The sequence below is a fragment of the Caminibacter sp. genome, assembly GCF_053999135.1.
Genome location: NZ_JBMXVQ010000083.1, coordinates 1 through 25,578, shown reverse-complemented (window position 1 = coordinate 25,578; position 25,578 = coordinate 1). Strand labels below are relative to the sequence as shown.

Below are 25,578 nucleotides of genomic sequence, written 5' to 3'. Positions count from 1 at the left end.
TTTTGCTATTAAGCCTGCTAATACCAAAGCACTGCTTGCTCTAAGGTCTGTGGCCATAACATCGGCTCCATAAAGTTTTGTAGGTCCGTAAACAGTAGCTATTTTTCCCTGGATTTTTATATTGGCTCCTAGTCTGTTTAATTCGGGTACATGCATAAATCTGTTTTCAAACAGTCTCTCTTCAATAGTGCTGACTCCCTGGGCCTGTGTGGCTATTGCCATAAACTGTGCCTGCATATCGGTTGGAAATCCGGGATATTCTGTTGTTGAGATGTTTACCGGAGTTATTTTTTTTGCAGGCAAAATAGTGATTTCTTTCTCTTTTATCTCAAAAGAAAATCCCATCGTTTTTAATTTTAAAAGAATTGATTCCATATGCTCGGGTTCTGCGTTTTTTATAGTGATTTTAGAATTGGTAATAGCTCCAGCGCATAAATAAGTCCCTGCTTCTATTCTGTCTGGAATTATAGAAAACGGAGGAAATTTTAAAAGTTCTTTTGAAGTTCCTTTTATAATAAGCTCATCGCTTCCTATTCCTTTTATTTCAACTCCGGCCGATTTTAAAACTTCGCATAATTGAACTACTTCAGGCTCTTTCGCGGCGTTTATTATTTTTGTCTCACCTTCAGCCAAAGCAGCCGCCATTACTATATTTTCAGTACCTGTTACGGTTATTTTATCAAAAACAATATCGGCACCCTTTAGTTTACCTTTGGCGTGGATGTATCCGCCTTGGATTTTTATATCTGCTCCCATAGTTTCCAGGGCCTTTAGATGTAAATCTACAGGTCTAGCGCCTATTGCACAGCCTCCGGGAAGAGAAACCTTACACTCTCCAAATCTGGCTAACAGAGGTCCTAAAACAAGAATGGAAGCTCTCATAGTTTTTACAATTTCATAAACGGCGGTGGTGTTATTTATGGATGAAGTGTTAATTTTTAGTTTATTATTATCAAATTCATATCGGGCTCCGAGATTTGACAAAAGTTTTAATAAAGTTTTTACATCCGCGACATTTGGTACATTTGTCATTTCAATGTCGTTATCAGATAAAATAGTCGAAGCTATAAGAGGTAAAGCCGCATTTTTTGCTCCGCTTATTGTTACGCTTCCTGATAGTTTAGGGGATTCGTAAATATGAAGATATTTATACATAAAAAACCTTTAATTTTCGAAGCTTCTGAGCAGTTTAATTTCTTCAGCCCAAATATTGGGTTCTATTGTTTCAAGAATTAAAGGAATATTGTTTATTCTTTTATCTTGCATAATAAATTTAAAAGCATCTATTCCTATTTCACCTTTTCCTAAAGAATGATGTCTATCAACACGGCTTGCGAATTTTGCTTTTGAATCGTTAATGTGCATACCTTTAAGAAATTTAAAGCCGACAATTTCATCAAACTCTTTCATAGTTGCTTCATAAGTTTCTTTTGTTCTTATATCATATCCTGCCGCGAAAATATGAGCCGTATCTATACATACTCCGATTCTTTCTTTATCTTCTATTTTATCGATAATATAGGCTAGATGTTCAAATTTATATCCAAGATTACTTCCCTGACCTGCCGTTGTTTCTATAACAAAAATACATGATTTGGTTTCTTTAATAGCGAAATTTACATTATCGCTTATTAAATCCAGACACTCTTCTTCACTTATTTTTTTTAAATGACTTCCCGGATGAAAATTTAAATAAAGAAGTTCCAACTGTTCAACTCTTCGGGCTTCATCTATAAAAGCCTTTAAGGATTTTTCTCTTTTTTCAGGTTCTGGGTGTCCGAGATTTATTAAATAGCTGTCGTGCGGAAGTATGGCTTCTTTGCAAAATCCATATTCTTCCATCCGCTCTTTGAATTTTGTTATGTTTTTTTCACTAAGCGGTTTAGCACTCCATTGTCTTTGGTTTTTTGTAAAAAGGGCAAAGCCGTTTGCCCCGATTTCCACAGCGTTTTTAACAGCGTTTTCAACGCCTCCCGCTGCGCTTACATGTGCTCCTATAAATTTCATTAAGCCGCCTTATACAAGTTTAGGCCATTTTAGCTTGCCCTCAGGATTTGCAACCATGTGTATATGTAAGTGAAACACTTCTTGTCCCGCGTTGCTTCCGTTATTTGTAATAAGTCTGTAATCAGTGATATTTAATTCTTTTGCCACATCTCTTATAAAATCAGCCATTTCGCTAAAAAGTTCGCTTGGAGTTAAGTCGAATTTTTCATAATGCTCTTTTGGAATTATAAGCACGTGAATAGGTGCTATGGGATTTATATCGTGAAATGCCAAAAATTTGTCGTTTTCTAAAACTTTCTTGCTTGGGATTTCGCCTTTTACTATTTTGCAGAAAATACAATCCATTGAAAGCCTCCTTTTTTTTTGGTATTATATCCAAAAATTTTAAGGAGTCTTGGTGGATTTAAGCGATATTAAAAATGCTCTTAGTTTGGAAGAGCTTGAAACCGTCAGGGTTAAGCTGCTGGGAAAAAAAGGTATTATAAGCCAAAAGTTTAAAGAACTTAAAAACTTGAGCGAAGAAGAGAGAAAAAAAGTAGCAAAAGAACTTAATGAATTGAAAGAAAAAGCTTTAGAGCTTATAGCTCAAAAAAGAAAAGAGCTTGAAGAAAAACTTCTTGAAGAAAAACTTAAAAGTGAAAGAATAGATGTCACTCTTTTTAACCCAAAACCCACAGGTGCCATACATCCTATTACCGATACTATGAATAAAATTGTGGATTTTTTTACAAAATTAAATTTCAGTGTTGAAACAGGACCTTTAGTAGAAGATGATTTTCATAATTTTGAAGCTTTAAATCTTCCAAAATACCATCCGGCCAGGGATATGCAAGATACGTTTTATTTTAAAGACGGCTCGCTTCTTAGAACCCACACGTCTCCTGTTCAAATCAGAACTATGATGAAGCAAAAACCTCCTATTAGAATGATAAGTCCAGGGGCGGTTTTTAGAAGGGACTACGACTTAACCCATACTCCTATGTTTCATCAGGTTGAAGGTTTGGTTGTCGATGAAAAAGGAAAAGTAAGTTTTGCCAATTTAAAATTTATTCTTGAAACGTTTTTAATTCACATGTTCGGAGATGTAAAGGTTAGGTTTAGACCTAGTTTTTTCCCGTTTACGGAACCTAGTGCCGAGGTTGATATAAGCTGTATTTTCTGTAATGGAGTTGGGTGTAGGGTTTGTTCTCATACCGGATGGCTTGAAGTTTTAGGATGCGGAGTTGTAGACCCTAATGTATTTAAAGCGGTCGGATATGAAAATGTAAGCGGATACGCATTTGGTCTTGGAGTTGAGAGATTCGCTATGCTTTTAAATAAAATAAACGACCTTAGAAGTATGTATGAAGGAGATATTAGACTGATGGAGCAGTTCAAATGATAGTAACTAGAAAATGGCTTGAAGAATTTATCGACTTAGATGGAATTTCAACTCAAGAAATAATTGATACGTTAAATAGAATCGGTCAGGAAGTAGAAGGTTATAAAAAAATAGAAATTCCTCAAAATGTGGTTGTAGGAGAAGTTGTAGAGTGTCATAAACATCCAAATGCAGATAAATTAAACGTGTGTCGCGTTAATGTGGGTGATGAAGAACTTCAAATCGTTTGCGGAGCTAAAAACGTAGCTGCGGGTCAACTGGTACCTGTAGCAAAAATGGGAGCCGTGCTTCCAGGGGATTTTAAAATAAAAAAAGCAAAACTTAGAGGCGTTGAGTCTGTTGGGATGATATGTTCTGCAAAAGAAATAGGACTTCCCGATTTAAATGACGGAATATTGGTTCTTGATAATTCATTAGGGGAGCTTAAAATAGGTGAATATGTCGGGAAGTATTTAAATGATGAGATAATTGAACTAGGTATTACGGCAAACAGAGGAGATTGTTTTAGCGTTTATGGAATTGCAAGAGAACTTAGCGCAGGACTTGATAAAGAGCTTAAAAAATTTGAAGCCGAAATTGAAGAACTTCAAGAAGGTATAGGAAGGATTGTTAGTGTTATAAAAAATGAAGCTAAACATTCTTCTCATTTGATAAGAGCTTTTGAGGGTGAAATAAAAAGCAATTTAAAAATAGATTACAGACTTGCCCTGGTTGAAATTGAAGCCAAAAACGATTTTGATAAGTATATTAAATATTCTATGCATGCTACCGGCGTATTGCTTATTGGAGCGAATGTCGGAGAGTGTGAACTTGAATGTGAAGATGGAGTGGATATTTTTAAATGTTACGGAAAATATTATGTGGGAATAAGAAATGAAATAAATATAGAACATACCGGGAAATATATTATCAATGCAAATTATATAGACCCTAAATATGTTAGTGAAATAGTGTTTTTGAAAAATTTAAAAACGGACGAATATTTCTTTAGAGCGAGCAGAGGAAGTGAGCCTGATTTAAAATTTGGAATAGAATATTTTTTAAATGAAATAAAACTTCCCGTATTTAGCGGAGATATAGATTTAAGAGTGGATTGCAAGGATAAAATAATTAACGTAAATTCCAACGAAATAAACGATATTATAGGTTTTGAGATAGATGAAAAAATAGTGGTTGAGATTTTAAAAAAACTGGGATTTGTAATAGAAAGTATCAGTGATGAAAATATTAGGGTAAAAGTGCCGGAATTTAGGAGCGATATAGAAAATATTCAGGATATCGCCGAAGAGATTTTAAGAATTTACGGTATAGATAATATTCCGAGTAAACCTTTACAGTTTACGGAAGCCGATAGGACAAATGACGTTATAGAAAATATTGAATTTTTAAACGAGATTAAATTAAGAGCCGTTGCAAACGGTTTTTATGAAGCCATTCATTTTATTTTTGATGACAAAGAAAGACTTGAAAAATACGGTTTTGAAACTTTAGATGAGCATCTTGATTTAATAAATCCCATAGCAAAAGAATTAAATACATTGCGTTCAACTCTTTTATTGCAATTGTTGGAAGACGTTCAAAGAAACAAGGCAAACGGATATAAAAGAATTTACCTTTTTAGCAGTGGAAGTGTATATAACAAAAAAAGAGAAGAATTTCAAAAAATAGCTTTTGTCATACATGGACAGGCAGATTACGAAAATCCTAAAAATCATGGAAAACCGGAAAAAGTGGATTTTAAGTTTTTGGTAGATAAGATTTCTCAGATTTTTGGTGATATAACTCTTGAAGAAAATGATTTTCATCCTATAGCTCATCCGTACCAAAGTGCTAAAATAATAAAAGACGGAAAAAAGATAGGAGTACTTGCTAAGCTTCATCCAAAGGTAGCTAAAGATTTTGATATTGACGATACTTATTTTGCCGAAATAGAGTTAGATGTAGTTAGTAAAATAAAAAAATTGGCTGAAGATATTATCAGATTCCCAAAAGTAACGAGAGATTTAAGTTTAGTTGTTGATAAAAATATGCCTTATAAGGCAGTATTTGAAATTATTGATTCTTTAGGAATTGAAGAACTTAAAGATTTTTATCCGATAGATATTTATAATTTAGGAGATAAAAATTCTTTAACAATAAGATTTATACTTCAGGCTGATAAAACTTTACAAGAAAATGAAATTAATGATATAATGGAGAAAATTTTAAATGCCTTAAAAGAGAAAGGAATTGAGCTTAGATGAGGTTAGCAGTTAAGAGCGGTAAGAGGTTTAAAGAAGAGTTTATAGTGGATGCTGATAAATCCATTTCTCACAGATGTGCCATTTTTTCTTTATTAGCCGATGGAGTTAATGAAATAAAAAATTATTTAAGAGCAGAAGATACACTTAATTCTTTGGAAATAGCCAAATCTTTAGGGGCTGAAGTAGAAGATGGGGGAGATATTATAAAAATAAAAGCGCCTAAAAAATTAAAAGAAGCAGATGATGTCTTATATTGTGGAAACAGTGGAACCACAATTAGAATTTATATGGGGCTTTTAGCAGGGATTGATGGTTTTTTTGTCCTTACTGGAGACGAATATTTAAGACGCCGTCCTATGAAAAGAGTAGCTGAGCCTCTGAGAAAAATCGGAGCTAAGGTTGATGGAAGAGAAAACGGAAATTTAGCCCCTCTTGGAATAAGAGGGGGAGAGCTTAAAAGCTTTGAATATGAAAGTAAAATTGCTTCTGCCCAGGTAAAATCGGCTCTTATTTTAGCAGCTCTTAATGCCGATAAACCTTCTTTTTATAAAGAGCCTTTCTTAAGCCGGGACCATACGGAGAGAATGCTAAAGGGGATGGGAGCTAAACTTGATGTAAAAGTTAATGCTGACCTTTCGTGTGAGGTTACTATTTATCCTTTAATTAAAAAACTTTCTCCTTTAAAGTTTGAAGTGCCAAATGATCCAAGCAGCGCCTTTTTCTTTGCTGTAGCCGCTGCTATTACAGGTTCAACTGCAATTCTTAAAAACATAACCCTTAATCCTACAAGAATAGAAGCGTATAAAACTTTAGAAAAAATGGGTGCTGATATTGAATATATTTTGAAAGAAGATAAATACGAACCAGTTGGGGATATTGTTGTAAAAGGCAATAAATTAAAAGGTATTGAAGTCAATGAAAAAATTCCATGGCTTATAGATGAAATTCCGGCCCTTGCTATGGCAATGGCTGTGGCTGAGGGAAAAAGCGTTGTTAAAAACGCAAAGGAGCTTAGGGTTAAAGAGTCGGATAGAATAAAAGCGGTGGTGGAAAATCTTAAAAAATGCGGTATTGAAGCAAGAGAGCTTGAAGATGGTTTTGAAATTATAGGAGGTACTCCAAAAAAAACGGTAGTTGATTCACATGGAGATCATAGAATTGCTATGAGCTTTGCTGTCCTTGGGCTATTGTGTGGAATGGAAATACAAAAGGCTGAAAGTATTTATACGTCATTTCCTAATTTTTTTCAACTTTTTGAGAAGATAGCGGATTTTGAGGTGATAAATGCTGATTAAAAAAGCAAAAAGCTACGGATTTTGTTTTGGAGTAAAAAGAGCAGTGGAAATTGCTGAAAATTCCAAAAACGCCGTAACACTTGGTCCTCTTATTCACAACCCTCTTGAAATAGAAAGGCTTGCTAAAAATTATAACGTTAAATACATAAACTCCATTGATGAAATTGGTAAAAATATAAAAAGAGTGATAGTAAGGACTCATGGAATTACAAAAGATAGACTCGAAAAATTAAAAAACAAAAAAGTAGAAGTAATTGATGCCACTTGTCCTTTTGTAAAAAAACCGCAGGAAATTGTGGAAAAAATGAGCAAAGAAGGTTACGATATTGTGATTTTTGGAGATAAAGCTCATCCTGAAATTCAAGGGGTTATGAGTTATTCTGTTCATAATAGAATATTCGTTGTTTTAACACCTGAAGAACTCGAAAATATAAAACTTAAAGAAAAAATAGCCACGGTTGCTCAAACAACCAGAAAAGTAAAAGATTATTTAAAAATAACTGAATATCTTATAAAAAATCATAAAGAAGTGAGAGTTTTTAATACGATTTGTAATGCTACTTTTGAAAATCAAGATGCTGTCAGAGAGCTTAGTAAAGAAGCTGATATTATGATAATTGTAGGAGGAAAAAATTCTTCTAATACCAAACAATTATATAATATAGCAAAAGAACACTGCGAAAGTTATTTGGTAGAAAGTGAAAATGAAATTAAGCCTGAGTGGTTTAAAAATAAAACACTTTGCGGTGTAAGTGCTGGAGCATCGACGCCTGAGTGGTTGGTAGAAAGAATAATCTCAAAGATAAAGGATGTAACATGAGTGAATTAAAAATAGGTGATGTGGTAGAGTTTCAAATAGAGAAACTTATAAAAGGTGGTTTTGTAGGGAAAAAAGACGATGTTGAGTTTTTTCTTCCTAAAAGTCTTAGCGGTCTTAAAGAAGATGAAAGTGTTATAGGAAAAAATATAAAAGCTAAAGTAAAAGAGTTTAAAGAAAATTCTGTTGTTGTAGATAGAAAAGCGTATTTAAATGAGGTTAGGGAAAAAATAAATTCTTTAAAAGACAAAATAATTCCTGCAAAAGTGACAAAAGTAAAATCAAGCGGTTTGGTAATAGATATTGATGGTATAAGCGGCTTTGTGCCTAAAGATGAAATTTTTTATAAGAAAATAGACCATAAAAAATATTTTGATGAGGGCGATGAAATAGAAGTTATTTTAGTTGACCCTGAAAGAAGAGTGTTTTCTATAAAAAAAGCTCTTCCTAATCCTTGGGATGAAGTAAAGAATTTAAATCTCGGAGACAGGGTAAAAGTTACTGTTTCTCATATTACGGATTATGGTGCTTTTGTTGATTTGGGTAACGGAGTAGAAGGATTTTTACATATAAGTGAAATAAACTGGGATGGAATTAATGATTTAACGCTTGGAGAGGAAATTGAGGTTGAAATAGTAGAAATTAATCCGGAAGAAGAGAAGTTAAGGGTTACAAGAAAAAATTTATTGACTAAACCGGCTGTGGAATTTGCTAAAAAATATAATGTAGGAGATATTGTAGAAGGTGTTATTACTAAATTTATAAATGTGGGGGCTTTTGTAGAAATTGACGGTATTAGTGTATTGTTGCCTAATAAATTTGTATCCTATAAAAAAGGGGAAAAAGCCCAGGATGTATTTAATATAGGGGATAAACTGCAGTTTAAGGTAATTACTATATCGCCTGATGAAAATAAAGTTATAATTTCAAGAAAAGATGCTATATCTAATCCTTATGAATCTTTTGAAAAAGAGCATAATATAGGAGATGAAGTAAAAGGTAAGGTTAAATATGTAACAGATTTTGGAATGTTTATTGATTTAGGAGATGTTGAGGCATTGGTAAGAAAAGAGGATTATGAGAATGAATATTATATCGGTGATGAGTTTAGAGGTAAAATTATAGAAATAAACGGGGATAGAATTAAACTTGCTGAATGAAAATATTAATTTGGATTTTAAGTTTTTTAATTTTATTTATATTAGGCTATGTTTATGTTAAAATTTCAGCTCCCGAAGTAGAGTTTAAGCCGGTAAAAGAAGTGGTAAAACCTTTAAAAAAAGAGATATCTTTAAAAAAGCCGGAAATTTATAATTTTCCGGCTAGAATTTTATATATGAAAATAGATTTCAGGACTTATAAAAATATAATTCTTTATAAGTTAGCGCTTAATGTAAATGACAGATACGCTGTTTTTAATATAAAAGCAATTTTAGATAATTACGGTCTTATTTATTCTCTTTTAGAAGAAAAAAAAGAGATAAAAATTTATATTCTTTTTAAAAGTTTAGCAGAGGCTGAAAAGATTTTAAACTTGTTTAAAGAATATAACTTTAACGTAAAAATAGAAAAAATTAAAAAAAGGATATAAATGAAAGTAGTAGTTTGTGACCCGATTCATGAAGCAGGAATGGAAATATTAAAAAAAGCCAAAGATATCGAACTTGTAGATGCCAGCAAAACTCCAAAAGATGAACTCTTAAAAATAATCGAAGATGTGGATGGTGTTATTACAAGAAGTCCGACTCCAGTTGATGAAAAGTTTCTATCTCATGCAAAAAAATTAAAAGCAATAGTCAGAGCGGGTGTTGGTGTTGATAATGTAGATATTGAGGCATGTTCTAAAAGAGGTATTATTGTAATGAACGTACCAACGGCTAATACGCTTGCGGCGGTTGAACTTACGATGGCTCATCTTTTAACGGCTGCTAGAAGTTTTACCAATGCCGTTTGGAATTTAAAAAAAGAGCATGAATGGAACAGGGAAAAATGGCTTGGAATTGAACTTGCCGGTAAAAAGCTTGGAATTATCGGGTTTGGTAATATCGGAAGCCGTGTGGGTATCAGGGCAAAAGCGCTTGAAATGGATGTAATAGCATATGACCCGTATATAGACCCTAGCAAAGCAACCGACCTTGGATGTAAATATACGACTGATTTTGATGAAATACTTAAATGTGATTTTATTACAATCCATACTCCAAAAACACCTGAAACAATCAATATGATTACAAAAAAAGAGATTGAAAAAATGAAAGACGGCGTAGTTTTGATTAACTGTGCAAGAGGTGGACTATATAATGAAAAAGATGTTTATGAAGGACTTAAAAGCGGAAAAATCAGATGGCTTGGAATAGATGTGTTTGAAAAAGAACCGGTAACGGAACATCCGTTTTTTGAACTTGAAAATACTTCAGTTACACCACATATCGGTGCAAATACTATTGAATCACAAGAGAGAATTGCAGTCCAGGCAGCTGAAGCTATAATTGAGGCTCTAAGAGGTAGCAGTTATCCAAACGCTTTAAATCTTCCTATAAATACGGCAAATACTCCGGAATGGGTTATAAAATATCTAGAACTTGCTCAAAAAATGGGGTATATTTTAAGCCAAATCATTAATAAACCTATTAAAAAAGTAAAAATAAACTTAAGCGGAGATATAGCAAAAGAAGATAAGTCAGTTTTAACATTTTCATTAGTTGGGCTTTTAAAAAATATTACGGATAATGTAAATTATGTGAATGCTGAATTTTTAGCAAATGAAAAGGGAATCGAGACAGAAGTAAAATCTTCTAAAAACGAAACGTATAAAAATTTAGTAAATATTAAAGTGATTACTGATGATGGTGAATATTCAATAAGCGGGACTATGCTTGAAAATCATCCAAGAATTGTAGAATTTAAAGGATTTGATTTAGAATTTGAGCCAAAAGGTAAGATGATATTCTTTAAAAATACGGATGTTCCCGGGGTTATCGGGGAAGTTGGTATGACTTTAGCAAAACACAATATAAACATAGCAGACTTTAGACTTGGAAGAAATAAAGAAGGTCAAGCAATGGCTGTAATTATTGTTGATAATAATGTAAACGATGAAGTGTTAGAAGAGCTTAGAAACTTAAAAGCCGCCCTTAGCGTTGGGTACGCAGAAATTTAATTTAAGGAGAAAAAAATGGCATACGGAATGAGTGATTTAAAAAAATATCTAAATATAGAACTAGACGGAGTACCTTATAAAATTATAGAATATCATCACATTAAACCGGGAAAAGGTGCCGCTTTTGTTAGAACAAAACTTAAAAACCTTATCGACGGAAGAGTAATTGAAAAAACTTTCCACGCAGGCGATAAAGCTGATGAGCCTAATCTTGAAAGAAGAAAATATCAATATTCATATAATGAAGGTGATATTTACCATTTTATGGATAACGAAACATTTGAAATGCTGCCTGTTGATGTTAAAACATTTGAAGAGAGTAAAGACTTTTTACTTGAAGGTATGAATGTTGATATTCTATTTCACAATGGAAAAGTAATCGGTGTTGAGCTTCCAATGCAGGTAGAACTTGAAGTTATAGAAACTCAGCCTGTTAGTAACAGAGACAGAAGCGGTGCATGTAGAAAACCAGCAAAACTTGAAACGGGAGCGGTTGTAACGGTTCCGTGTCATATCGTGGAAGGTGATAGAATTAAAGTAGATACAAGAACCGGTGAATATTTAGAAAAAGTGAAATAAATGGAGAATTGAGAATGGAGAGTGGAGAATTAAAAAAACTTGAAGAAAAAATAAAAAATGCAATAAGAGATATTCCTGATTATCCCAAAAAAGGGATAATTTTTAAAGATATCACTACCGTCTTAAATGACGGTGAACTTTTTAGCGAAATAATAGATTATTTTGCCGATAAATATAAAGATATTGATTTTGTTTGCGGAATAGAAGCCAGGGGATTTATTTTCGGAGCTCCTATTGCCGCAAAATTGAAAAAAGGTTTTATTCCCCTTAGAAAAAAAGGGAAACTTCCTTATACAACTGTCAGTGAAAAGTATGCTCTTGAATATGGATTTGATGAGATTGAAATTCATATAGACGCTTTTAAAAATATGAAAAACCCAAAAGTTTTAATAGTGGATGATTTGATTGCCACAGGAGGAACAGCCGAAGCTGCCGTTAAACTTGTAAAAAAACTTGGAGCCGAAGTGGTTGCGAGTGCATTTTTAATCGAGCTTACTTTTCTTAAGGGAGCGGAAAAATTAAGAAATATGGGTATAAAAGTTGACAGCTTAGTAAAATTTTAAAGGATGATGATGTATATTCCAAAACCTATTTACGACCCTGATGATAGAGGTCATTTTGATAAGTTTGGTGGTAGATATGTGCCTGAAACGCTTATGCCAGTTCTTATAGAACTGGAAAATTTTTATAAAAATATACGTTTTGATAAAGAATTTTGGAAAGAGATGGATTATTATTATAAGGAATATATCGGCAGGCCTACCGGACTTTATTATGCTCCTAATCTCAGTAAAGAATTAAACACTAAAATTTATCTTAAAAGAGAAGATTTAAATCATACCGGGGCTCATAAAGTAAATAATACGATAGGACAGGTGCTTTTGGCTAAAAAAATGGGTAAAAAAAGAGTAATTGCCGAAACCGGAGCCGGTCAACATGGAGTGGCTACGGCTACAGCTGCAGCACTTTTAGGGCTTGAGTGTGAAATATTTATGGGGGAAAAAGACGTAAAAAGACAAGAACTAAATGTATTTAGAATGAAACTGTTAGGAGCGGAAGTTCATCCTGTAAAAAGCGGCAGCAAAACGCTTAAAGATGCTATGAACGAAGCAATAAGATACTGGGTAACAAATGCCAGGGATACTTTTTATGTAATAGGAACAGTAGCAGGTCCTCATCCTTACCCAATGCTTGTTAGAGATTTTCAAGCTATTATCGGATATGAGGCAAAAGCTCAGATTTTAGCAAAAGAAGGAAAAATGCCCGATTACGTTATAGCCTGTATAGGCGGAGGTAGTAATGCTATGGGAATTTTCTCACACTTTTTGGAAGAAGAAAACGTGCAATGTATCGGGATTGAAGCTGGAGGACTTGGGATTGAGAGTGGTAAACACGGCGCAAGCCTAAACGCCGGAGCTCCAGGAGTGCTTCACGGACAGATGAGTTATCTGTTGCAGGATGATGACGGACAGATACTTGAAGCCCATTCAATTTCTGCGGGGCTTGATTATCCCGGAATCGGACCAGAACACGCCTATCATTTTGAAAAAGGAAACGTAAAATACGATTATATCACCGATAAAGAAGCGCTTGATGCGTTTGTGTGGCTTTCGCAAAAAGAGGGAATAATTCCTGCTTTTGAAAGCTCACACGCAGTGGCATATCTAAAAAAATTAAAAGATATAGAAAATAAGCTTATAATAGTAAATCTTTCAGGACGTGGCGATAAAGATATGATACAGGCTAAAAATCTTCTTCATTTCGATTAAATTTCAATCCCTTTTAATCCCTCTTTTTCTATTGGTAAATTAAAATTTTTATGAAACACCAAATCAACAGGACGAAAAAGATAATTTTCAAGTTTAAATTTCAAAGTTGATTTTGTTAAAAAATCTATTTTTTTATTTGTAATTATAAAAATATCAATATCTCCGCCTTTTATATCATCATTTAAAATACTTCCGAAAATATATATTTTAGCATCCGTAATAAAGTTTAAAACGGTTTGTTTTATAAAATTAATTTCTTTTTGAGACAATCTCATCAAAAAGCCTTTTTAACTTATAAAAAACATTTTTTAAATAATCTGAATTTTCCAATAAAAAATTTATTGCTTCTATTAAATTTTCTTCCATATAAGGATATTCATGAGAAATTGAGTTTCTTGCATTTCTTAATGCAATCCAAGTTTGAGTATTCAGTATTTCTTCCCTTTCAAGTTCGGCTAAAATTTCTATAAAAGGTCTTTGAGTATTATATCCCATTAAATTTAAAATATTTCTAAATATTTTCTCTCCCATCAAATCCTGAAGTTTAGCAAATCTAAAAGCTAAAACATCAAGTTTGTCTTTTTCAAACTCTTCTAACTCTTCTAATGTATCAATATTGAATGGATAATGTTTATTTAAAACTTCTTTTGCTTTATCTATTTTTTCAATATGTTTTTGGGCTTCTTGAAAATAAAGTTTTAATTTTTCTTTTATCATTCATATCCTTGTTTTTTAAAATTGTAGCAAAAATTATAATTTTAATCTTGACATAGAGAGAGTATAATCGTTTAAAAAAAGGAGAAAGTAGATGAAAAGGATTGTTGTTTTATTGTATGTTTGAGTTTTGTTTTTGCGAAAGAAGATTTAGCCGGTCGAAAACTTTTAGAATTCAATAAAGAAAATTTAATTAAAGTGTTAAAAAATGAGGTTAATTTTAAAAAAGACAAAATTGATATAAATAAATTGTATTCGGTTTTATCAAAAGAATGCAAATATATTTATAACGGCGAATTTAGCCCTTATAGTTTTAAACCTATTGATCCTTATGAAGAAAAGGGTATTTGTTATCTATTGCCTTTGTTGGAAAAAATTACATATAGATATGATAGAATCCATGCACTTGGTTATATTGGACCAGGTGAAGCCTATATTGAATTTCCGAATCTTAAAACATTTGCTAAATATAATAATGCTGACGGCTCTTATGAATATAATTATTTTTATATTGTAAAAACTAACGGTATATTTGGAGAAGGGTTTGGCAGTAATCCTATTCCAAAAATTAAATTTTTAGTTCTTGCTGTAGGAAAGCTAAAAGAAAAGAACAATAAAACTTATCACGAATACAAATTATATTACTAAGCTTCTTTTTTTCTTTTCTAATCAAATCTCCAAAATATGCTACAATTTCACTAAAAAAGGCTTACTTTGAAACATCTCTTTTGGAATGATTATAATATAAAAGATAAACAAACTCTTTTTTTTAAGATTTTACAGTATGAAAAAGATTATTATAAAAAATTAAAGCAAAATTTTACTGACGAAGAAATTAAAAAATATTTGCAAAAATATAAACCTTTTAATAAATATCATAAAAGAAGATATATGATCTTAAAAAATTTAATATTTAACGAGCCTTCGGAAATTAAGGAGCTTTCTTGGATTATTTAAAATTATATAATTTACAAGACAAAGTTTTAAATGAAGTTTTTAGTATTACTAAATCATTTTATCTAACGGGTGGGACGGCTCTGCACAGATTTTATTATGATATCCGATATTCGGATGATTTGGATTTTTTTTGTGTTGATGAATATTATGCTTATGAAATCAGGGAAATAATAAATAATTTAAAGGAAAAATTTAATATAAAAATCGAAGTTGAAGCACAATTTTTTAGGCTTTTATATGTTGACGGTTTAAAAGTAGATTTTGTAGATACGCATTTTGAGCCTCATTTTGGCAGATTCTTAAAAAAAGACAATTTTATAATTGATTCAAAAGAAAATATTTTTGTAAATAAAATCACTGCAATAATGGGAAGGGATGAAGCAAAAGATATTGTTGATTTTTATTTTTTAAAACAAAAAGAAAATTATAATTTAAAAGAATATTTACAAATGGCAAAAGAAAAAATGATTTTTGAAACGGAAGATTTTTTATTTAGGCTTAATACATTCCCTTTAGAAAAAATTAAAAATGTTAATTTTAAGAAAGTAGATTATTTGAATGAAATTTTAAATAATTATAAAAACTTTATAGAAAACATAAAAAAAGAGATATTATGAAAAAATGGTTGATACTGATTATTTCGTTTGCAATTTTTCTTTACGGGTTTGATTTAGATTCCATAAAAGAGTTTTTTAGCGAAGAAAATTTAGTAAATCTTTTAAAACAGTATGGTTATATAATTTTATTTTTTTGGTCGATAATGGAGGGAGAGACCGGTCTTGTTATGGCCGGGATACTTTCCCATACGGGAGATATGAATTTATGGCTGGCTATATTGGTAGCGGCATTAGGTGGATTTATAGGTGACCAGATATATTTTTATCTCGGTCGTATTAATAAAAGATGGGTTTTAAAAGAACTTCAAGCTCATCGGAGAAAATTTGCCAAAGCAAGATTACTTCTTAGAAAATACGGCGGTTGGGTAATCTTTTTCCAAAGATTCATTTACGGAATGAGAACAATAATTCCTATGGCTATAGGAGTTAGCGGTTACGACCCTAAAAAATATGCTATTATAAATTTAATCTCCGCTTTTGTATGGGCAAGCGTTACTATTATTCCGGCTTATTATTTCGGAGAAGAACTTTTAAAAATATTAAAATGGGCAAAAGAGCATTGGTATATTTCAATTATATTCGTATTAGTGTTATGGGGAATTTTATGGTATATAAATAAAAAAGAGGAGGAGTAGATATGGAATTTATTAAAGGAAAAGGTCAAGTAAAGGCTGAAATAGTTGTAAATGGAAGTAAAAAGTTTGAAGAGTATGGATTTGAAGGGAAAGACGGGGAAGTGTTGGTATTGCCTGATAGAAAAAGAGTTTATGTAGGGATTGATGAGATAAACAGCGAAAACTTAAAAACGGCCACGGCAAAAATTATAAAAGCTTTAAAAAACTATAAATTTGAAAGTGTGGAAATTACGCCTCCTAATACAAAAGACAGAGATTTGCTTTTAAGTTTTTTTGAAGGATTTATGTTAGGGGATTATGAGTTTGACAAATACAAAAGCCAAAAGGCAAAACATCCTGTAAAAACAATTGCTATTAATTCAAAAAGAGATTTTGATGAAATTATTAAAGAAGCAAAAATTAGAGCAAATACGATTAATTTTGTAAGAAATATTATCAATTCAATGCCTGATGAAATTACTCCTGCAAAACTTGCGGCAATTGCCGAAGAGGTAGCAAAAGAAAATAAACTTGAATGTAAAATTTATGATGAAGAGTGGTTAAGAGAAAACGGATACGGCGCTTTTTATGCTGTAGGAAAGGCAAGCGCTCATCCGCCGAAACTTATACATATCGCTTACAAACCTAAAAACGCAAAAAGAAAAGTAGTATTGGTCGGTAAAGGCCTTACATATGACAGCGGGGGTCTTAGCTTAAAACCTGCCGATTATATGGTTACTATGAAAGCCGATAAATCAGGAGCTGTTACTGTTCTTGGAATAATAAAAGCAGTTAGCGAACTTAAAGAAGATGTTGAGGTTCATGCCATTTTAGGAGCGGCTGAAAATATGATAGGAGGTAATGCATATAAACCGGACGATGTGCTTAAAGCTAAAAACGGTAAAACAATTGAAGTTAGAAACACGGACGCTGAAGGTAGATTGGTTTTGGCTGATTGTCTCTGTTACGCTCAGGAAAATATAAAAGATTTTGACGCTATTATGGATTTTGCAACCTTGACGGGTGCCTGTGTTGTAGGGCTTGGAGAATATACTGCCGGAGTTATGGGCTTTAATAAAGATATTATTCAAAAAGCAATTGAAGTTGGTGAAAAAAGAGGAGAGCATTTTGCATATCTTCCGTTTAACAAATATTTGCCAAAACTGCTAAAAAGTAATGTAGCGGATATTTCTAACATTGCAAGCAGCAGATATGGAGGAGCTTTGACTGCGGGACTTTTCCTAAGTAACTTTATAGAAGAGGAAAATAAAGACAAATGGACTCATTTTGATATCGCAGGACCTGCTTTTGTTGAAAAAGAGTGGGGTTATAATCCTCACGGAGCTAGCGGATTCGGTGTGGATAGTATTATATCTTTTTTTCAAAGTTTTTACAGGGATTAAAAAATATCCCTGTAAAAAGCGATTCCCGCTCCTATTCTTGTAACGTTTTTATTGTAATCTATCAAACTTTCGCCATATCCATTGAAAAATTTAAAAAACCAGTAAGTCGTTTCAGAGTTGTAAATTGGTGTAAAATAATCAAATTCTATTGAACCTTTATTGTTTTCAGTCCTTAGGTTGTTTCTGAATTTTAAAGAAAACAAATCTTTTTTATAAAGGTAATTTATTTCTATTTTACCGTATCCGTAATATTTTGTTATATCGGGATTATCATCATCATCTTCACTTTCTGGGATTCTATACCATCCTTCTACTTTTAAGAACAGATTTTTCCATTGCCAAAATGTTGTTAAAACCAGTCTGTTCCAGGACCTGGATTTCTCTCCTCCCTGGCCGTTTGAATGGTGTCTTATACTGAATTGAACGGCTTTTAATTTGCTAAAATAGTCTATTTTACCGGGAGTCGGCAGTGTTATGAAAAGTTCGGGAATATAATTTGTTTCTCTAAAAGGAGCTGAATGTGCGTATGCCCTCCAAAACGAAGTTTGGGTATAAGCAAAAGAAATGTATTCATTAAATCCTAATAAATCATAACTTAAAAGTTTTTGAAGACTTATTTGAAATTCAATTTCCGTTTCGTTTTTTGTCGGAGAATAAGCTACCGGTAAAAAATAATTGGAATGATAAGGTAATATACCATAATCTCTTTTTACAATTTTTTCCACTTCTTTTTTTACATTAGGCTCTGAAGTATCAACTTTGGAATAAGCAAACTGTAAAGCTTTTTCATATTGAACGATTTCGTTAGAAGGTGATTTATTTTTTACAATATATGAATATTCATCGGCTGCTTTTTTATACCAGTAAAAAGCCTTTTTTAAATCTTTTTTTACACCGAGTCCGTTTTCATACATATAAGCAATCAAATAGGCCGCTTCTTTGTTTCCTTTTTTTGCTTCTTGTAAAATTTTAGGGAAAGCGGATTTATATTTTTTTTGTTTATAAAGTTTTAAAGCGGTGGCGTAGTCAATTGTTAAGTCGGAATTTGTAATATCAGTGGCGTTTAAAAAGAGGGGTACAAAAAAAAGAAGAAAGATTTTATTATTTTTCATCTTCTTCTTTTAATGCTTTTTTAGCTCCTTCTACCATACCTTGAATAGCGCTTTTTGTAACTTTTACCAGACGCTCGGCAAGTTTTTCAGCTTCTTCTTTTGTTTCTATTAATATTTCTTTTGCTTTTTCTTTTATTTCTTCACTGGTTTGCTGTGTTTTCTCTTTTAATATTTCAATCGCTTTTTTAGTTGTTTCTTTAATTTTTTCATTTAGTTTATTTAGTTCATTTTGTAATTTTTCTTTTTCTTTTTCAATTGTTTCAGAAAGTTCTTTACCCACTTTTGCGGAAACATTATTAAGTGTTTCAATTAATGCTTTTTGCATTTTTTCAAGCTCGGTGATGATTTCATTGATTTCTTCTTTTGTTAAATGTTCGAGTTCTTCTTTTGTTGATTCTACTTTTTCAAGTATAGCTTCTTTCGCGCCTTCGATTGCGCCTTTTAGCGTTTCTTCGATATTTTCGCCTTTTTCTTTTGCCGCTTCAACTGCTGAAACAATAGCCGCTTCTGAAACTTCTTTGATTTTTTCCGCTTTTACTTCAATGTTTTTTAATGCGTTTTGTAAAGATTCTTTTACTACGGTTTTTACTTTTTCTTCTACTTTTTCGCCTTCTTCAAGAATTACTGTCACGCTTTTTTTAATAGTTTCTTCCATCACACCTAAAATTTCAGCGTTTTTTAGTTTAATATCGGTTAAAATTTCTTCAATTTCAGTTTTTAGTTTTTCATCAAATTCATTTGCTGCTTCTTTTATCCCTTTAAGGGCTTTGTTTAGTTTTATTATCATTTCGGCTTTTGTTTCTTCAAGTTGATATTTTACTTTTAGCATTTCCTGTTGAAGGTTTTCGACAACTTTGCTGTAAGATTGTTCAATCGCTTCCACAGCGCCTTTTACTGCCGCTTCGATATGCTCTTTTGTCTGTTCTCCTAAAGCATTCAATTCTTCCGTAGCGGTTTTAATAGCTTCTTTTACGATTTTTTCAATTTCTTCATCTGTTTTTTTTGCAACGTTTACTGCTTCTGATACGGCGTTTTTAACGATGTTTTTGATTTCCTCATCTGTTAATCTGCCTTCTTCTTTGGCTTTTTTTAAGTTTTGTCTGATTTGTGTTTTCATGTTGTCTAACATTTTTAACTCCTTTTTTTTATATTATAACACATTTTTTTCATATTCTATGCTTTTTTTGAAAATTTTTGTTTAATCCACATTACAACATAAAATAAAAACGGAATAAACAGCGTTCCTATAAGTGTTGCAAACGTCATCCCAAATACCACCGAAACACCTAAAATATGTCTGCTGTTAGCCCCGGCACCGCTGCTGAAAACCAAAGGCAGGGTTCCTAAAATAAATGCGAGTGAAGTCATAACAATCGGTCTGAATCTCAGTCTTGCAGCTTCTAAGGTCGCATCTAGTAATTTATAGCCTCTTTTTAACCTCTCAACCGCAAATTCTACGATTAAAATAGCGTTTTTAGCACTGAGTCCTATAAGCGTAATAAGTGCCACCTGATAATAAATATCCGCTTCAAGATGCATAAATCTCATTAGATATATACCGAGTGCGGCTCCAAAAAGTCCGAAAGGCACGGATAAAATAACCGAAATAGGAATACTCCAGCTCTCATATAAAGCAGCAAGAATTAAAAATACGAAAATCATTGCGTAAATTAGCGTATAATTGGTTGAGTGTTTAAGTTTTGCTTCCTGATAAGAAGTTCCGGCCCACGCAATTGTATATCCGGGAGGCAGAATTTTCGCCGCAATTTCTTTAATCGCATCCATAGCTTCCCCGGAAGTATGTCCCGGAGCCGCCGCACCCGTTACATATGCCGAATTAAAGAGGTTAAATCTTTGAATTACGTCTGCGTCAACTATTCTTTTTACTTTTACAAGCTCACTTACCGGTACCATATTTCCATTTAAGGATTTTACATAAATGTTTTTTAGATTATAAAGCGCTTTTCTGTAATCCCCAAGAGCCTCAGCATTTACGTGAAACACACGGCTGAAGAGGTTAAAATCATTCACATATGCTTTGCCTAAATTTGAGCTTAAAGCGGCAAAAACATCTGAGACGTTGACGTTCATGGATTTTGCTTTTTCCCTGTCAACAGTTAAATAATACATAGGCGTTCTTGCGTTTAGGGTAGTTCTTACCATCATAAGTCTCGGGTCTTTGTTAGCCTCATCTACAACTTTTTTTGTAAGTTCGGCAAGTTTTGTCATACTTCCGCCGGTTCTGTCCTCAATCCACATTTCAAATCCGCTGGTTAAACTCATCCCGATAATCGGAGGCGGGTTAAATACCAGCACAAGGGCATCTTTATATGTAGAAAATTTACCCATAAGTTTTCCGGCTACTGCCATAGAAGAGTCATTCGGGTCTTTTCTTTTATCCCACGGAATAAGTTTGGCAAACATAAATGATGAATCCGTTTTAAAAGCCATTGTCATCAAATCAAGTCCGCTAACCCCGGCTGCTTCTTCAATTAACGGATGTTTTAGAAGTTTTTTTTCAACTTCAAGGGTGGTTTTGTCTGTTTCTTTTAAAGAAGTTGCGGGCATATTGTATTTGAATATCATCAATACGCCTTTGTCTTCTGTTGGTACAAGGCCTGTAGGTAGCATTTTATTTATCTTAATGGTAGCATAAATTAATATTCCGTATAATGCAAGTGAAAAAATACCAAGTTTAATGGTAAATTTTGCAGCCTGTGTATATTTTCTTGTAAGCCAGTTGAAAAATTCGTTAAATTTTCTAATAGGCCAGATTGGCTTTTCTTCCCTTTTTAATAAAAGTGCCGCTAAGGCGGGAGTGAGCGTTAAAGCCGTAAGTCCCGAAATCATAACGGCAATAACGATGGTAATGGCAAACTGTTTATAAAATTCACCGCTGAAACCTTGCGCAAGGGCTGCCGGGACAAACACGGCGCTTAAAACGAGCACTATTGCAATAAGAGGAGCGGTAAGTTCTTTCATGGCGTTTATTGTCGCTTCTTTTACACTTAATTCTTTATTTTCGTGCAGGTTTCTTTCAATGTTTTCTATAACGACAATGGCGTCGTCCACAACAAGTCCGATTGCCAAAACAAGCGCAAAGAGGGTCAGAAGGTTTATGGAAAACCCGAGTGCGTAAAGCCCGGCAAACGTTCCTATAACAGATACCGGAATTGCAAGGGTAGGGATTAAAGTAGCCCTCCAGTTTCCGAGAAAAATATAAATTAAAATAACAACTAAAATAATCGCTTCATACAGTGTTTCCAATACTTCATGAATTGACGCTTTAACAAACGGCGTAATATCGTAAGGAACATTATATTCCAAGTCTTTTGGAAATCTTTTTGACAGTTCTTTTAATGTTTTATCCACTTTTTCGGAGACTTCAAGTGCGTTTGCCCCGGGAGATAGGAATATACCCATACCTATCATAGGTTTTAAATTGTATGAGCTTCTGACGTTATAACTCTCCATTCCAAGTGTTACTTTTGCTACGTCTTTAAGTCTCAAGGCACTTCCGTCGGGGTTTGAGCGGATAATTATGTTTTTAAACTCCTCAGGTGTTTTAAACCTTCCTTTTGTTGTAATGCTGTATCTAAAAGGTACTTTTTCTTTTATAGGTTCAGCACCTAAACTTCCTGCGGTATACTGGTTATTTTGCTCTCTTATTATGTTTATAATTTCGCCTGGGGAGAAGTTGTAAAATTTTAGTTTTTGAGGGTCAAACCATATTCTTATAGAATAATCCCTGTCTCCGAAAACGATAACATCTCCGACTCCCGGGATTCTTTTTAAGTCATCCACAACGTTTATTTTTAAATAATTATGAATAAAAGTTATATCATGTACTCCGTTTTTAGATGTAAAGGTTATGAATTTTAATACGTCCGGTGACCTTGCATCTACGCTGATACCCTGTCTTCTAACGGCTTCAGGGAGTTTGCTCATAGCAAGCTGTACGCGGTTGTTTACGTCAACTTTTGCCTGGTTTCTGTCCGTTCCGATTTTAAAAAATACATTAATGGTCGCAACTCCGTTAGGTGAGAGGGTTGAGCTCATATAAATCATATTGTCAACCCCGTTTATCGCTTCTTCAAGAGGTGCTGCAACCGTTTTGGCGAGTGTTTTGGCATCCGCTCCGGGATATATGGCTCTTACCACTATCTGAGGCGGAGTGATGCTTGGATACTCTTTTACAGGCAGGTTTTTTATACCGATAAGCCCCGCCATTACGATAATTAAAGCGACAACGGTGGCAAAGATTGGTCTGTTTATGAAAAATTTAGAAAACATCTCTTATTCCTTGTTTATTATTTTATCTACAATGATTTTCGCACCGGGTCTTATTCTGAAAAAGTTGTTTACTATTACCTTATCCCCCGGTTTTACAAGACCTTTAACTATGAATTTATCTTTATATTCTTCTATCGCAAAAATAGGGCGAACTCCTACCATTCCGTTTTGCGCCACAAATACAACCATGCCTTTTTGGTTTTGAAGCAGGGCTTTTTGAGGGATAAGCACGGCATTGTTTTGATATACGTTTGAGAGTCTGACTTTTACAAAATCCCCCGGAAGCAGTTTTTTGTCTTTATTCTCAACTACAGCCCTGAACTGAACGGTTGAAGTGCTTTTGTTTATTTTTTTGTCTTTATAGTCAATTAGTCCCTCCGCTACTATTTTGTTGTTTTTTAGGATATCGACTTTTAACTTATCGCCTTTTATAGTATAAACGTTTTTTATTTTTTCAAAATCGCTTTTTGGAATTGAAAAATATACGTAAATTTTGTCTATATTGTAAATATCCACAAGTGGTGTTCCTATTGTTACGTAATTTCCCACATCGACTCTTTTTACAGTGGTAATCCCGCTTATGGGAGCTTTTACGTTTGTATATTCAAGATTGATTTTGGCAAGTTTCAAATTGGCTTTTGCGTTTTCAAGAGAAGCAAGGGCTGCATTGTAGGCACTGAATATAGCATCTCTTTCTTTTTGGGAAATTGCGTGTTTTTTATAGAGTTTTTTAGCTCTCTCCCAGTCTTTTTGTGCTTTATAAAGAGTGGCTTTTGCCATTTTTAGATTAGCGATAGCCGCTTCTACCCTTGCTTTGTATATCGCATCGTCTATTTTAAAAAGAACGTCTCCTTTTTGGGCTTTGTCGCCTTCTTTAAAGAACATTTTTTGCAACGTCCCGTTTACCTTTGCCACAACCGTTACATATTCGTATGCCTTGGTTTCGGCCGGGTAAATCAGTGTGTTTATTTTTAATGTTTTAGCCGGTTCCACTTCGAAAACATCAACGTGAGGGGTCGGCATAGGTCTATTCATATGGTTTTGGGCAAAAAGGCTTGCCGTTAAAAACATAACAGAAATCAATAACTTTTTCATTTTACATACTCCTTAATATTGTGGTTTGTATAAAGATAATAGGCTGCGTATGCCACCTGAAGATTGTAAAGTGCGGCTTTGTATTGTGCAAGTGCGTTTGTTTTAACGCTTAAAGCGTCTAAATAATCCACAATCGTAACTTCTCCGCCGTGATATCTGTTTGCAATTATTTCAAACGCTTTGTTGGCCGCTTCAAGGGATTTTTTTGCGCTTTTTATCTGGGTTTTTATCGTTTTGATATTTAGCAGGGCTAGTTTTATGTTTTTGTTTTGCTCTTTTTTATAGTAATTAATCTGTTTTTGAAGCGATAATTTTTGTATTAAAATAGCTTCTTTTTGTTTTTTTACTGAATTGTTGTCAAAGAGCATCATATTGATACTTAAAGTAAGCTGGTTTTGCTTATCTTCTCCTTTTTGATGAAAGGCGTCGTCTCTTCCATAACCGTACAGGCTGTAGGTGTCTTCAATGTTTATTTGAGGTTTGTATGCTGAATCTATGGCTTTTGCGCTGTGTTCTATAGCCTTTGATTGAGCCTGAAGGCTTTTTATCGTATCAAGCGTGTCGGGTTTTATATTTAGAGGCGGTAAAATTTCAGAATCGCCGATACTCTCAATTTTTCTGCCAACGGCTAAGTTCAGGTTTTTTTTAAGTTCGCTTATCTGATATTTGACGTTGTCTATCTGATAGACGGTATTAAATAATGCGGCCTCTATTTTTTTAACCTCATCTTCCGTTACCACACCGGCGTGAAACAGGTTGGTAACCCTTTTTAATTCGGCGTTTAGGTATTCTTTTGCTTTTTCTAAGGCAAAAAGTGATGCTTTTAAGGATTTTATATTGTAATACAGATTTACGATATTGTACTGAAGCTGTTTTTTGAATGATTTGCTTTGAAATTTGAGTGATTTAAACTCAAAATCTTTGGCTTTTATCTTATATTTTTTGCTTCCGCCGTCATAAAGGTTAAAAGATATTTTTGCAAATCCGCTGTAAATGTCTCCGGCTCTTCCGAAAGTCCTCGGATTTACGGTTTGATACATACCGCCTATAAAGATTTTTGGATAATAGTCTTTGTTTATGGATTCTTTTTCAAGCAGAGGTTTTTTCGTGTTTATATCCTTGGCTACGCTTAAATCATTGTGCGTTATGGCGTAATCAAGTATGGATTTAAGATTGTCCGCATTGGCGTAAAACGCCAGCAGGGCAGTTAAAAGCAGTTTTTTCATAATTCGTCCTTTAAGTAATTTAAAACGATTTTTTTAAGGTTTTGTCTGAATTTTTTTTCATCCGGTTTTTGATATATGTTTGAGAGTTTGTTTTCCACAAAAGGCTTTACCATTTTATGAAAATCGTTTATTCCTATAATTACGTGCATTGTAAAAAAGACATCGTCGTTTTTAAAAACGTTTTTTTCTTTTCCTTCTTTCAAAATATTTAAAAGCGTTTCCCTGAATCTTATAAACAGGTTAATAAGCTCGTCGGAAAAATTTTCCCCTCCGTCGATTATTTCCCTGATAATAAG

26 protein-coding genes are annotated in these 25,578 nt (G+C 33.2%); 15 read left to right on the top strand and 11 right to left on the bottom strand.

The features are described from left to right. The 3 genes from murA to ACXJH6_RS06530 all read right to left on the bottom strand — a co-directional run. On the bottom strand, positions 1-1,155 hold a 1,155-nt coding region (murA, locus tag ACXJH6_RS06540; RefSeq protein ID WP_456470955.1), incomplete at its 3' end, for a UDP-N-acetylglucosamine 1-carboxyvinyltransferase. Positions 1,156-1,164: 9 nt separating this feature from the next. Further along, positions 1,165-2,007: a deoxyribonuclease IV gene (nfo, locus tag ACXJH6_RS06535; protein WP_456470954.1), complete on the bottom strand. Its 843-nt coding sequence runs from the start codon at positions 2,005-2,007 to the stop codon at positions 1,165-1,167. 9 nt (positions 2,008-2,016) lie between these two features. Next, the gene (locus ACXJH6_RS06530) at positions 2,017-2,352 is read right to left on the bottom strand and encodes a histidine triad nucleotide-binding protein (RefSeq protein WP_456470953.1); all 336 of its coding nucleotides are present in this window, start codon (positions 2,350-2,352) and stop codon (positions 2,017-2,019) included. A 49-nt stretch (positions 2,353-2,401) separates the two neighbouring features. Between ACXJH6_RS06530 and pheS the strand changes: the two genes are divergently transcribed. From pheS to trpB, 10 genes are read left to right on the top strand one after another with little or no spacing between them, the layout of a single operon-like run. Continuing rightward, positions 2,402-3,388 (top strand): phenylalanine--tRNA ligase subunit alpha, encoded by a 987-nt coding sequence (gene pheS, locus ACXJH6_RS06525; RefSeq protein ID WP_456470952.1) that lies wholly within the window; start codon positions 2,402-2,404, stop codon positions 3,386-3,388. Then, complete coding sequence (gene ytpR / locus ACXJH6_RS06520; protein WP_456470951.1) at positions 3,385-5,631, top strand: YtpR family tRNA-binding protein; 2,247 nt, start codon at positions 3,385-3,387, stop codon at positions 5,629-5,631. The genes pheS and ytpR overlap by 4 nt, the downstream gene beginning before the upstream one ends. Continuing rightward, the gene (gene aroA / locus ACXJH6_RS06515; protein ID WP_456470950.1) at positions 5,628-6,926 is read left to right on the top strand and encodes a 3-phosphoshikimate 1-carboxyvinyltransferase; all 1,299 of its coding nucleotides are present in this window, start codon (positions 5,628-5,630) and stop codon (positions 6,924-6,926) included. The genes ytpR and aroA overlap by 4 nt, the downstream gene beginning before the upstream one ends. After that, a complete protein-coding gene (locus tag ACXJH6_RS06510; RefSeq protein WP_456470949.1) occupies positions 6,916-7,746 on the top strand; it encodes a 4-hydroxy-3-methylbut-2-enyl diphosphate reductase in 831 nt (276 codons plus the stop codon). Before aroA ends, ACXJH6_RS06510 begins: the two co-directional genes overlap by 11 nt. Next, a complete protein-coding gene (locus ACXJH6_RS06505; protein ID WP_456470948.1) occupies positions 7,743-8,903 on the top strand; it encodes a S1 RNA-binding domain-containing protein in 1,161 nt (386 codons plus the stop codon). The genes ACXJH6_RS06510 and ACXJH6_RS06505 overlap by 4 nt, the downstream gene beginning before the upstream one ends. Beyond that, positions 8,900-9,334, top strand: a complete 435-nt coding sequence (locus ACXJH6_RS06500) for a hypothetical protein (RefSeq protein ID WP_456470947.1) — start codon at positions 8,900-8,902, stop codon at positions 9,332-9,334. The genes ACXJH6_RS06505 and ACXJH6_RS06500 overlap by 4 nt, the downstream gene beginning before the upstream one ends. Beyond that, positions 9,335-10,903 (top strand): phosphoglycerate dehydrogenase, encoded by a 1,569-nt coding sequence (gene serA / locus ACXJH6_RS06495; protein WP_456470946.1) that lies wholly within the window; start codon positions 9,335-9,337, stop codon positions 10,901-10,903. Positions 10,904-10,918: 15 nt separating this feature from the next. Then, positions 10,919-11,482 carry an elongation factor P gene (gene efp, locus ACXJH6_RS06490; protein WP_456470945.1) on the top strand — a complete coding sequence of 188 codons (564 nt, stop codon included), beginning with the start codon at positions 10,919-10,921 and terminating at the stop codon, positions 11,480-11,482. Between the two features lie 14 nt (positions 11,483-11,496). Further along, positions 11,497-12,045 carry an adenine phosphoribosyltransferase gene (locus ACXJH6_RS06485; RefSeq protein ID WP_456470944.1) on the top strand — a complete coding sequence of 183 codons (549 nt, stop codon included), beginning with the start codon at positions 11,497-11,499 and terminating at the stop codon, positions 12,043-12,045. A gap of 9 nt (positions 12,046-12,054) precedes the next feature. Beyond that, entirely contained in the window at positions 12,055-13,251 is a 1,197-nt protein-coding gene (gene trpB, locus ACXJH6_RS06480) for a tryptophan synthase subunit beta (RefSeq protein WP_456470943.1), read from the top strand. Here trpB and ACXJH6_RS06475 read toward each other — a convergent pair. Both ACXJH6_RS06475 and ACXJH6_RS06470 read right to left on the bottom strand, forming a co-directional pair. Continuing rightward, the gene (locus tag ACXJH6_RS06475; RefSeq protein ID WP_456470942.1) at positions 13,248-13,526 is read right to left on the bottom strand and encodes a nucleotidyltransferase domain-containing protein; all 279 of its coding nucleotides are present in this window, start codon (positions 13,524-13,526) and stop codon (positions 13,248-13,250) included. The two genes, trpB and ACXJH6_RS06475, sit on opposite strands and share 4 nt — an antisense overlap. Next, positions 13,501-13,968 (bottom strand): hypothetical protein, encoded by a 468-nt coding sequence (locus ACXJH6_RS06470; RefSeq protein WP_456470941.1) that lies wholly within the window; start codon positions 13,966-13,968, stop codon positions 13,501-13,503. Before ACXJH6_RS06470 ends, ACXJH6_RS06475 begins: the two co-directional genes overlap by 26 nt. Before the next feature lie 120 nt (positions 13,969-14,088). Here ACXJH6_RS06470 and ACXJH6_RS06465 point away from each other — a divergent pair, with 120 nt between their 5' ends. From ACXJH6_RS06465 to ACXJH6_RS06445, 5 genes are all read left to right on the top strand, one after another. Further along, positions 14,089-14,613, top strand: a complete 525-nt coding sequence (locus ACXJH6_RS06465) for a hypothetical protein (protein ID WP_456470940.1) — start codon at positions 14,089-14,091, stop codon at positions 14,611-14,613. Positions 14,614-14,679: 66 nt separating this feature from the next. Then, entirely contained in the window at positions 14,680-14,922 is a 243-nt protein-coding gene (locus ACXJH6_RS06460; RefSeq protein ID WP_456470939.1) for a hypothetical protein, read from the top strand. Next, positions 14,910-15,539 (top strand): nucleotidyl transferase AbiEii/AbiGii toxin family protein, encoded by a 630-nt coding sequence (locus ACXJH6_RS06455; RefSeq protein ID WP_456470938.1) that lies wholly within the window; start codon positions 14,910-14,912, stop codon positions 15,537-15,539. Before ACXJH6_RS06460 ends, ACXJH6_RS06455 begins: the two co-directional genes overlap by 13 nt. Next, positions 15,536-16,174 carry a DedA family protein gene (locus tag ACXJH6_RS06450; protein WP_456470937.1) on the top strand — a complete coding sequence of 213 codons (639 nt, stop codon included), beginning with the start codon at positions 15,536-15,538 and terminating at the stop codon, positions 16,172-16,174. Before ACXJH6_RS06455 ends, ACXJH6_RS06450 begins: the two co-directional genes overlap by 4 nt. 2 nt (positions 16,175-16,176) lie before the next feature. After that, positions 16,177-17,556: a leucyl aminopeptidase gene (locus ACXJH6_RS06445; protein WP_456470936.1), complete on the top strand. Its 1,380-nt coding sequence runs from the start codon at positions 16,177-16,179 to the stop codon at positions 17,554-17,556. Here the strand turns inward: ACXJH6_RS06445 and ACXJH6_RS06440 are convergent. The 6 genes from ACXJH6_RS06440 to ACXJH6_RS06415 form a co-directional block, all read right to left on the bottom strand. Then, positions 17,553-18,668 carry a phospholipase A gene (locus ACXJH6_RS06440; RefSeq protein ID WP_456470935.1) on the bottom strand — a complete coding sequence of 372 codons (1,116 nt, stop codon included), beginning with the start codon at positions 18,666-18,668 and terminating at the stop codon, positions 17,553-17,555. The genes ACXJH6_RS06445 and ACXJH6_RS06440 overlap by 4 nt on opposite strands. Next, positions 18,658-19,797: a DUF6781 family protein gene (locus ACXJH6_RS06435; RefSeq protein WP_456470934.1), complete on the bottom strand. Its 1,140-nt coding sequence runs from the start codon at positions 19,795-19,797 to the stop codon at positions 18,658-18,660. Before ACXJH6_RS06435 ends, ACXJH6_RS06440 begins: the two co-directional genes overlap by 11 nt. 44 nt (positions 19,798-19,841) lie before the next feature. Then, a complete protein-coding gene (locus ACXJH6_RS06430; protein ID WP_456470933.1) occupies positions 19,842-22,961 on the bottom strand; it encodes an efflux RND transporter permease subunit in 3,120 nt (1,039 codons plus the stop codon). 3 nt (positions 22,962-22,964) lie between these two features. Continuing rightward, a complete protein-coding gene (locus ACXJH6_RS06425; protein WP_456470932.1) occupies positions 22,965-24,056 on the bottom strand; it encodes an efflux RND transporter periplasmic adaptor subunit in 1,092 nt (363 codons plus the stop codon). After that, a complete protein-coding gene (locus ACXJH6_RS06420; protein WP_456470931.1) occupies positions 24,053-25,282 on the bottom strand; it encodes a TolC family protein in 1,230 nt (409 codons plus the stop codon). The genes ACXJH6_RS06425 and ACXJH6_RS06420 overlap by 4 nt, the downstream gene beginning before the upstream one ends. Further along, a partial coding sequence (locus ACXJH6_RS06415; protein ID WP_456470930.1) for a hypothetical protein occupies positions 25,279-25,578 on the bottom strand: 300 nt, incomplete at its 5' end. The genes ACXJH6_RS06415 and ACXJH6_RS06420, both read right to left, overlap by 4 nt.

What these genes read in the sequence shown, in the direction of transcription:
- nfo (WP_456470954.1), bottom strand. Translation starts at nt 2,007, where the DNA reads ATGAAATTTATAGGAGCACATGTAAGCGCAGCGGGAGGCGTTGAAAAC.
- ACXJH6_RS06530 (WP_456470953.1), bottom strand. Translation starts at nt 2,352, where the DNA reads ATGGATTGTATTTTCTGCAAAATAGTAAAAGGCGAAATCCCAAGCAAG.
- ytpR (WP_456470951.1), top strand. Translation starts at nt 3,385, where the DNA reads ATGATAGTAACTAGAAAATGGCTTGAAGAATTTATCGACTTAGATGGA.
- aroA (WP_456470950.1), top strand. Translation starts at nt 5,628, where the DNA reads ATGAGGTTAGCAGTTAAGAGCGGTAAGAGGTTTAAAGAAGAGTTTATA.
- ACXJH6_RS06510 (WP_456470949.1), top strand. Translation starts at nt 6,916, where the DNA reads ATGCTGATTAAAAAAGCAAAAAGCTACGGATTTTGTTTTGGAGTAAAA.
- ACXJH6_RS06505 (WP_456470948.1), top strand. Translation starts at nt 7,743, where the DNA reads ATGAGTGAATTAAAAATAGGTGATGTGGTAGAGTTTCAAATAGAGAAA.
- ACXJH6_RS06500 (WP_456470947.1), top strand. Translation starts at nt 8,900, where the DNA reads ATGAAAATATTAATTTGGATTTTAAGTTTTTTAATTTTATTTATATTA.
- serA (WP_456470946.1), top strand. Translation starts at nt 9,335, where the DNA reads ATGAAAGTAGTAGTTTGTGACCCGATTCATGAAGCAGGAATGGAAATA.
- efp (WP_456470945.1), top strand. Translation starts at nt 10,919, where the DNA reads ATGGCATACGGAATGAGTGATTTAAAAAAATATCTAAATATAGAACTA.
- ACXJH6_RS06485 (WP_456470944.1), top strand. Translation starts at nt 11,497, where the DNA reads ATGGAGAGTGGAGAATTAAAAAAACTTGAAGAAAAAATAAAAAATGCA.
- trpB (WP_456470943.1), top strand. Translation starts at nt 12,055, where the DNA reads ATGTATATTCCAAAACCTATTTACGACCCTGATGATAGAGGTCATTTT.
- ACXJH6_RS06475 (WP_456470942.1), bottom strand. Translation starts at nt 13,526, where the DNA reads ATGAGATTGTCTCAAAAAGAAATTAATTTTATAAAACAAACCGTTTTA.
- ACXJH6_RS06470 (WP_456470941.1), bottom strand. Translation starts at nt 13,968, where the DNA reads ATGATAAAAGAAAAATTAAAACTTTATTTTCAAGAAGCCCAAAAACAT.
- ACXJH6_RS06450 (WP_456470937.1), top strand. Translation starts at nt 15,536, where the DNA reads ATGAAAAAATGGTTGATACTGATTATTTCGTTTGCAATTTTTCTTTAC.
- ACXJH6_RS06445 (WP_456470936.1), top strand. Translation starts at nt 16,177, where the DNA reads ATGGAATTTATTAAAGGAAAAGGTCAAGTAAAGGCTGAAATAGTTGTA.
- ACXJH6_RS06440 (WP_456470935.1), bottom strand. Translation starts at nt 18,668, where the DNA reads ATGAAAAATAATAAAATCTTTCTTCTTTTTTTTGTACCCCTCTTTTTA.
- ACXJH6_RS06435 (WP_456470934.1), bottom strand. Translation starts at nt 19,797, where the DNA reads ATGTTAGACAACATGAAAACACAAATCAGACAAAACTTAAAAAAAGCC.
- ACXJH6_RS06430 (WP_456470933.1), bottom strand. Translation starts at nt 22,961, where the DNA reads ATGTTTTCTAAATTTTTCATAAACAGACCAATCTTTGCCACCGTTGTC.
- ACXJH6_RS06425 (WP_456470932.1), bottom strand. Translation starts at nt 24,056, where the DNA reads ATGAAAAAGTTATTGATTTCTGTTATGTTTTTAACGGCAAGCCTTTTT.
- ACXJH6_RS06420 (WP_456470931.1), bottom strand. Translation starts at nt 25,282, where the DNA reads ATGAAAAAACTGCTTTTAACTGCCCTGCTGGCGTTTTACGCCAATGCG.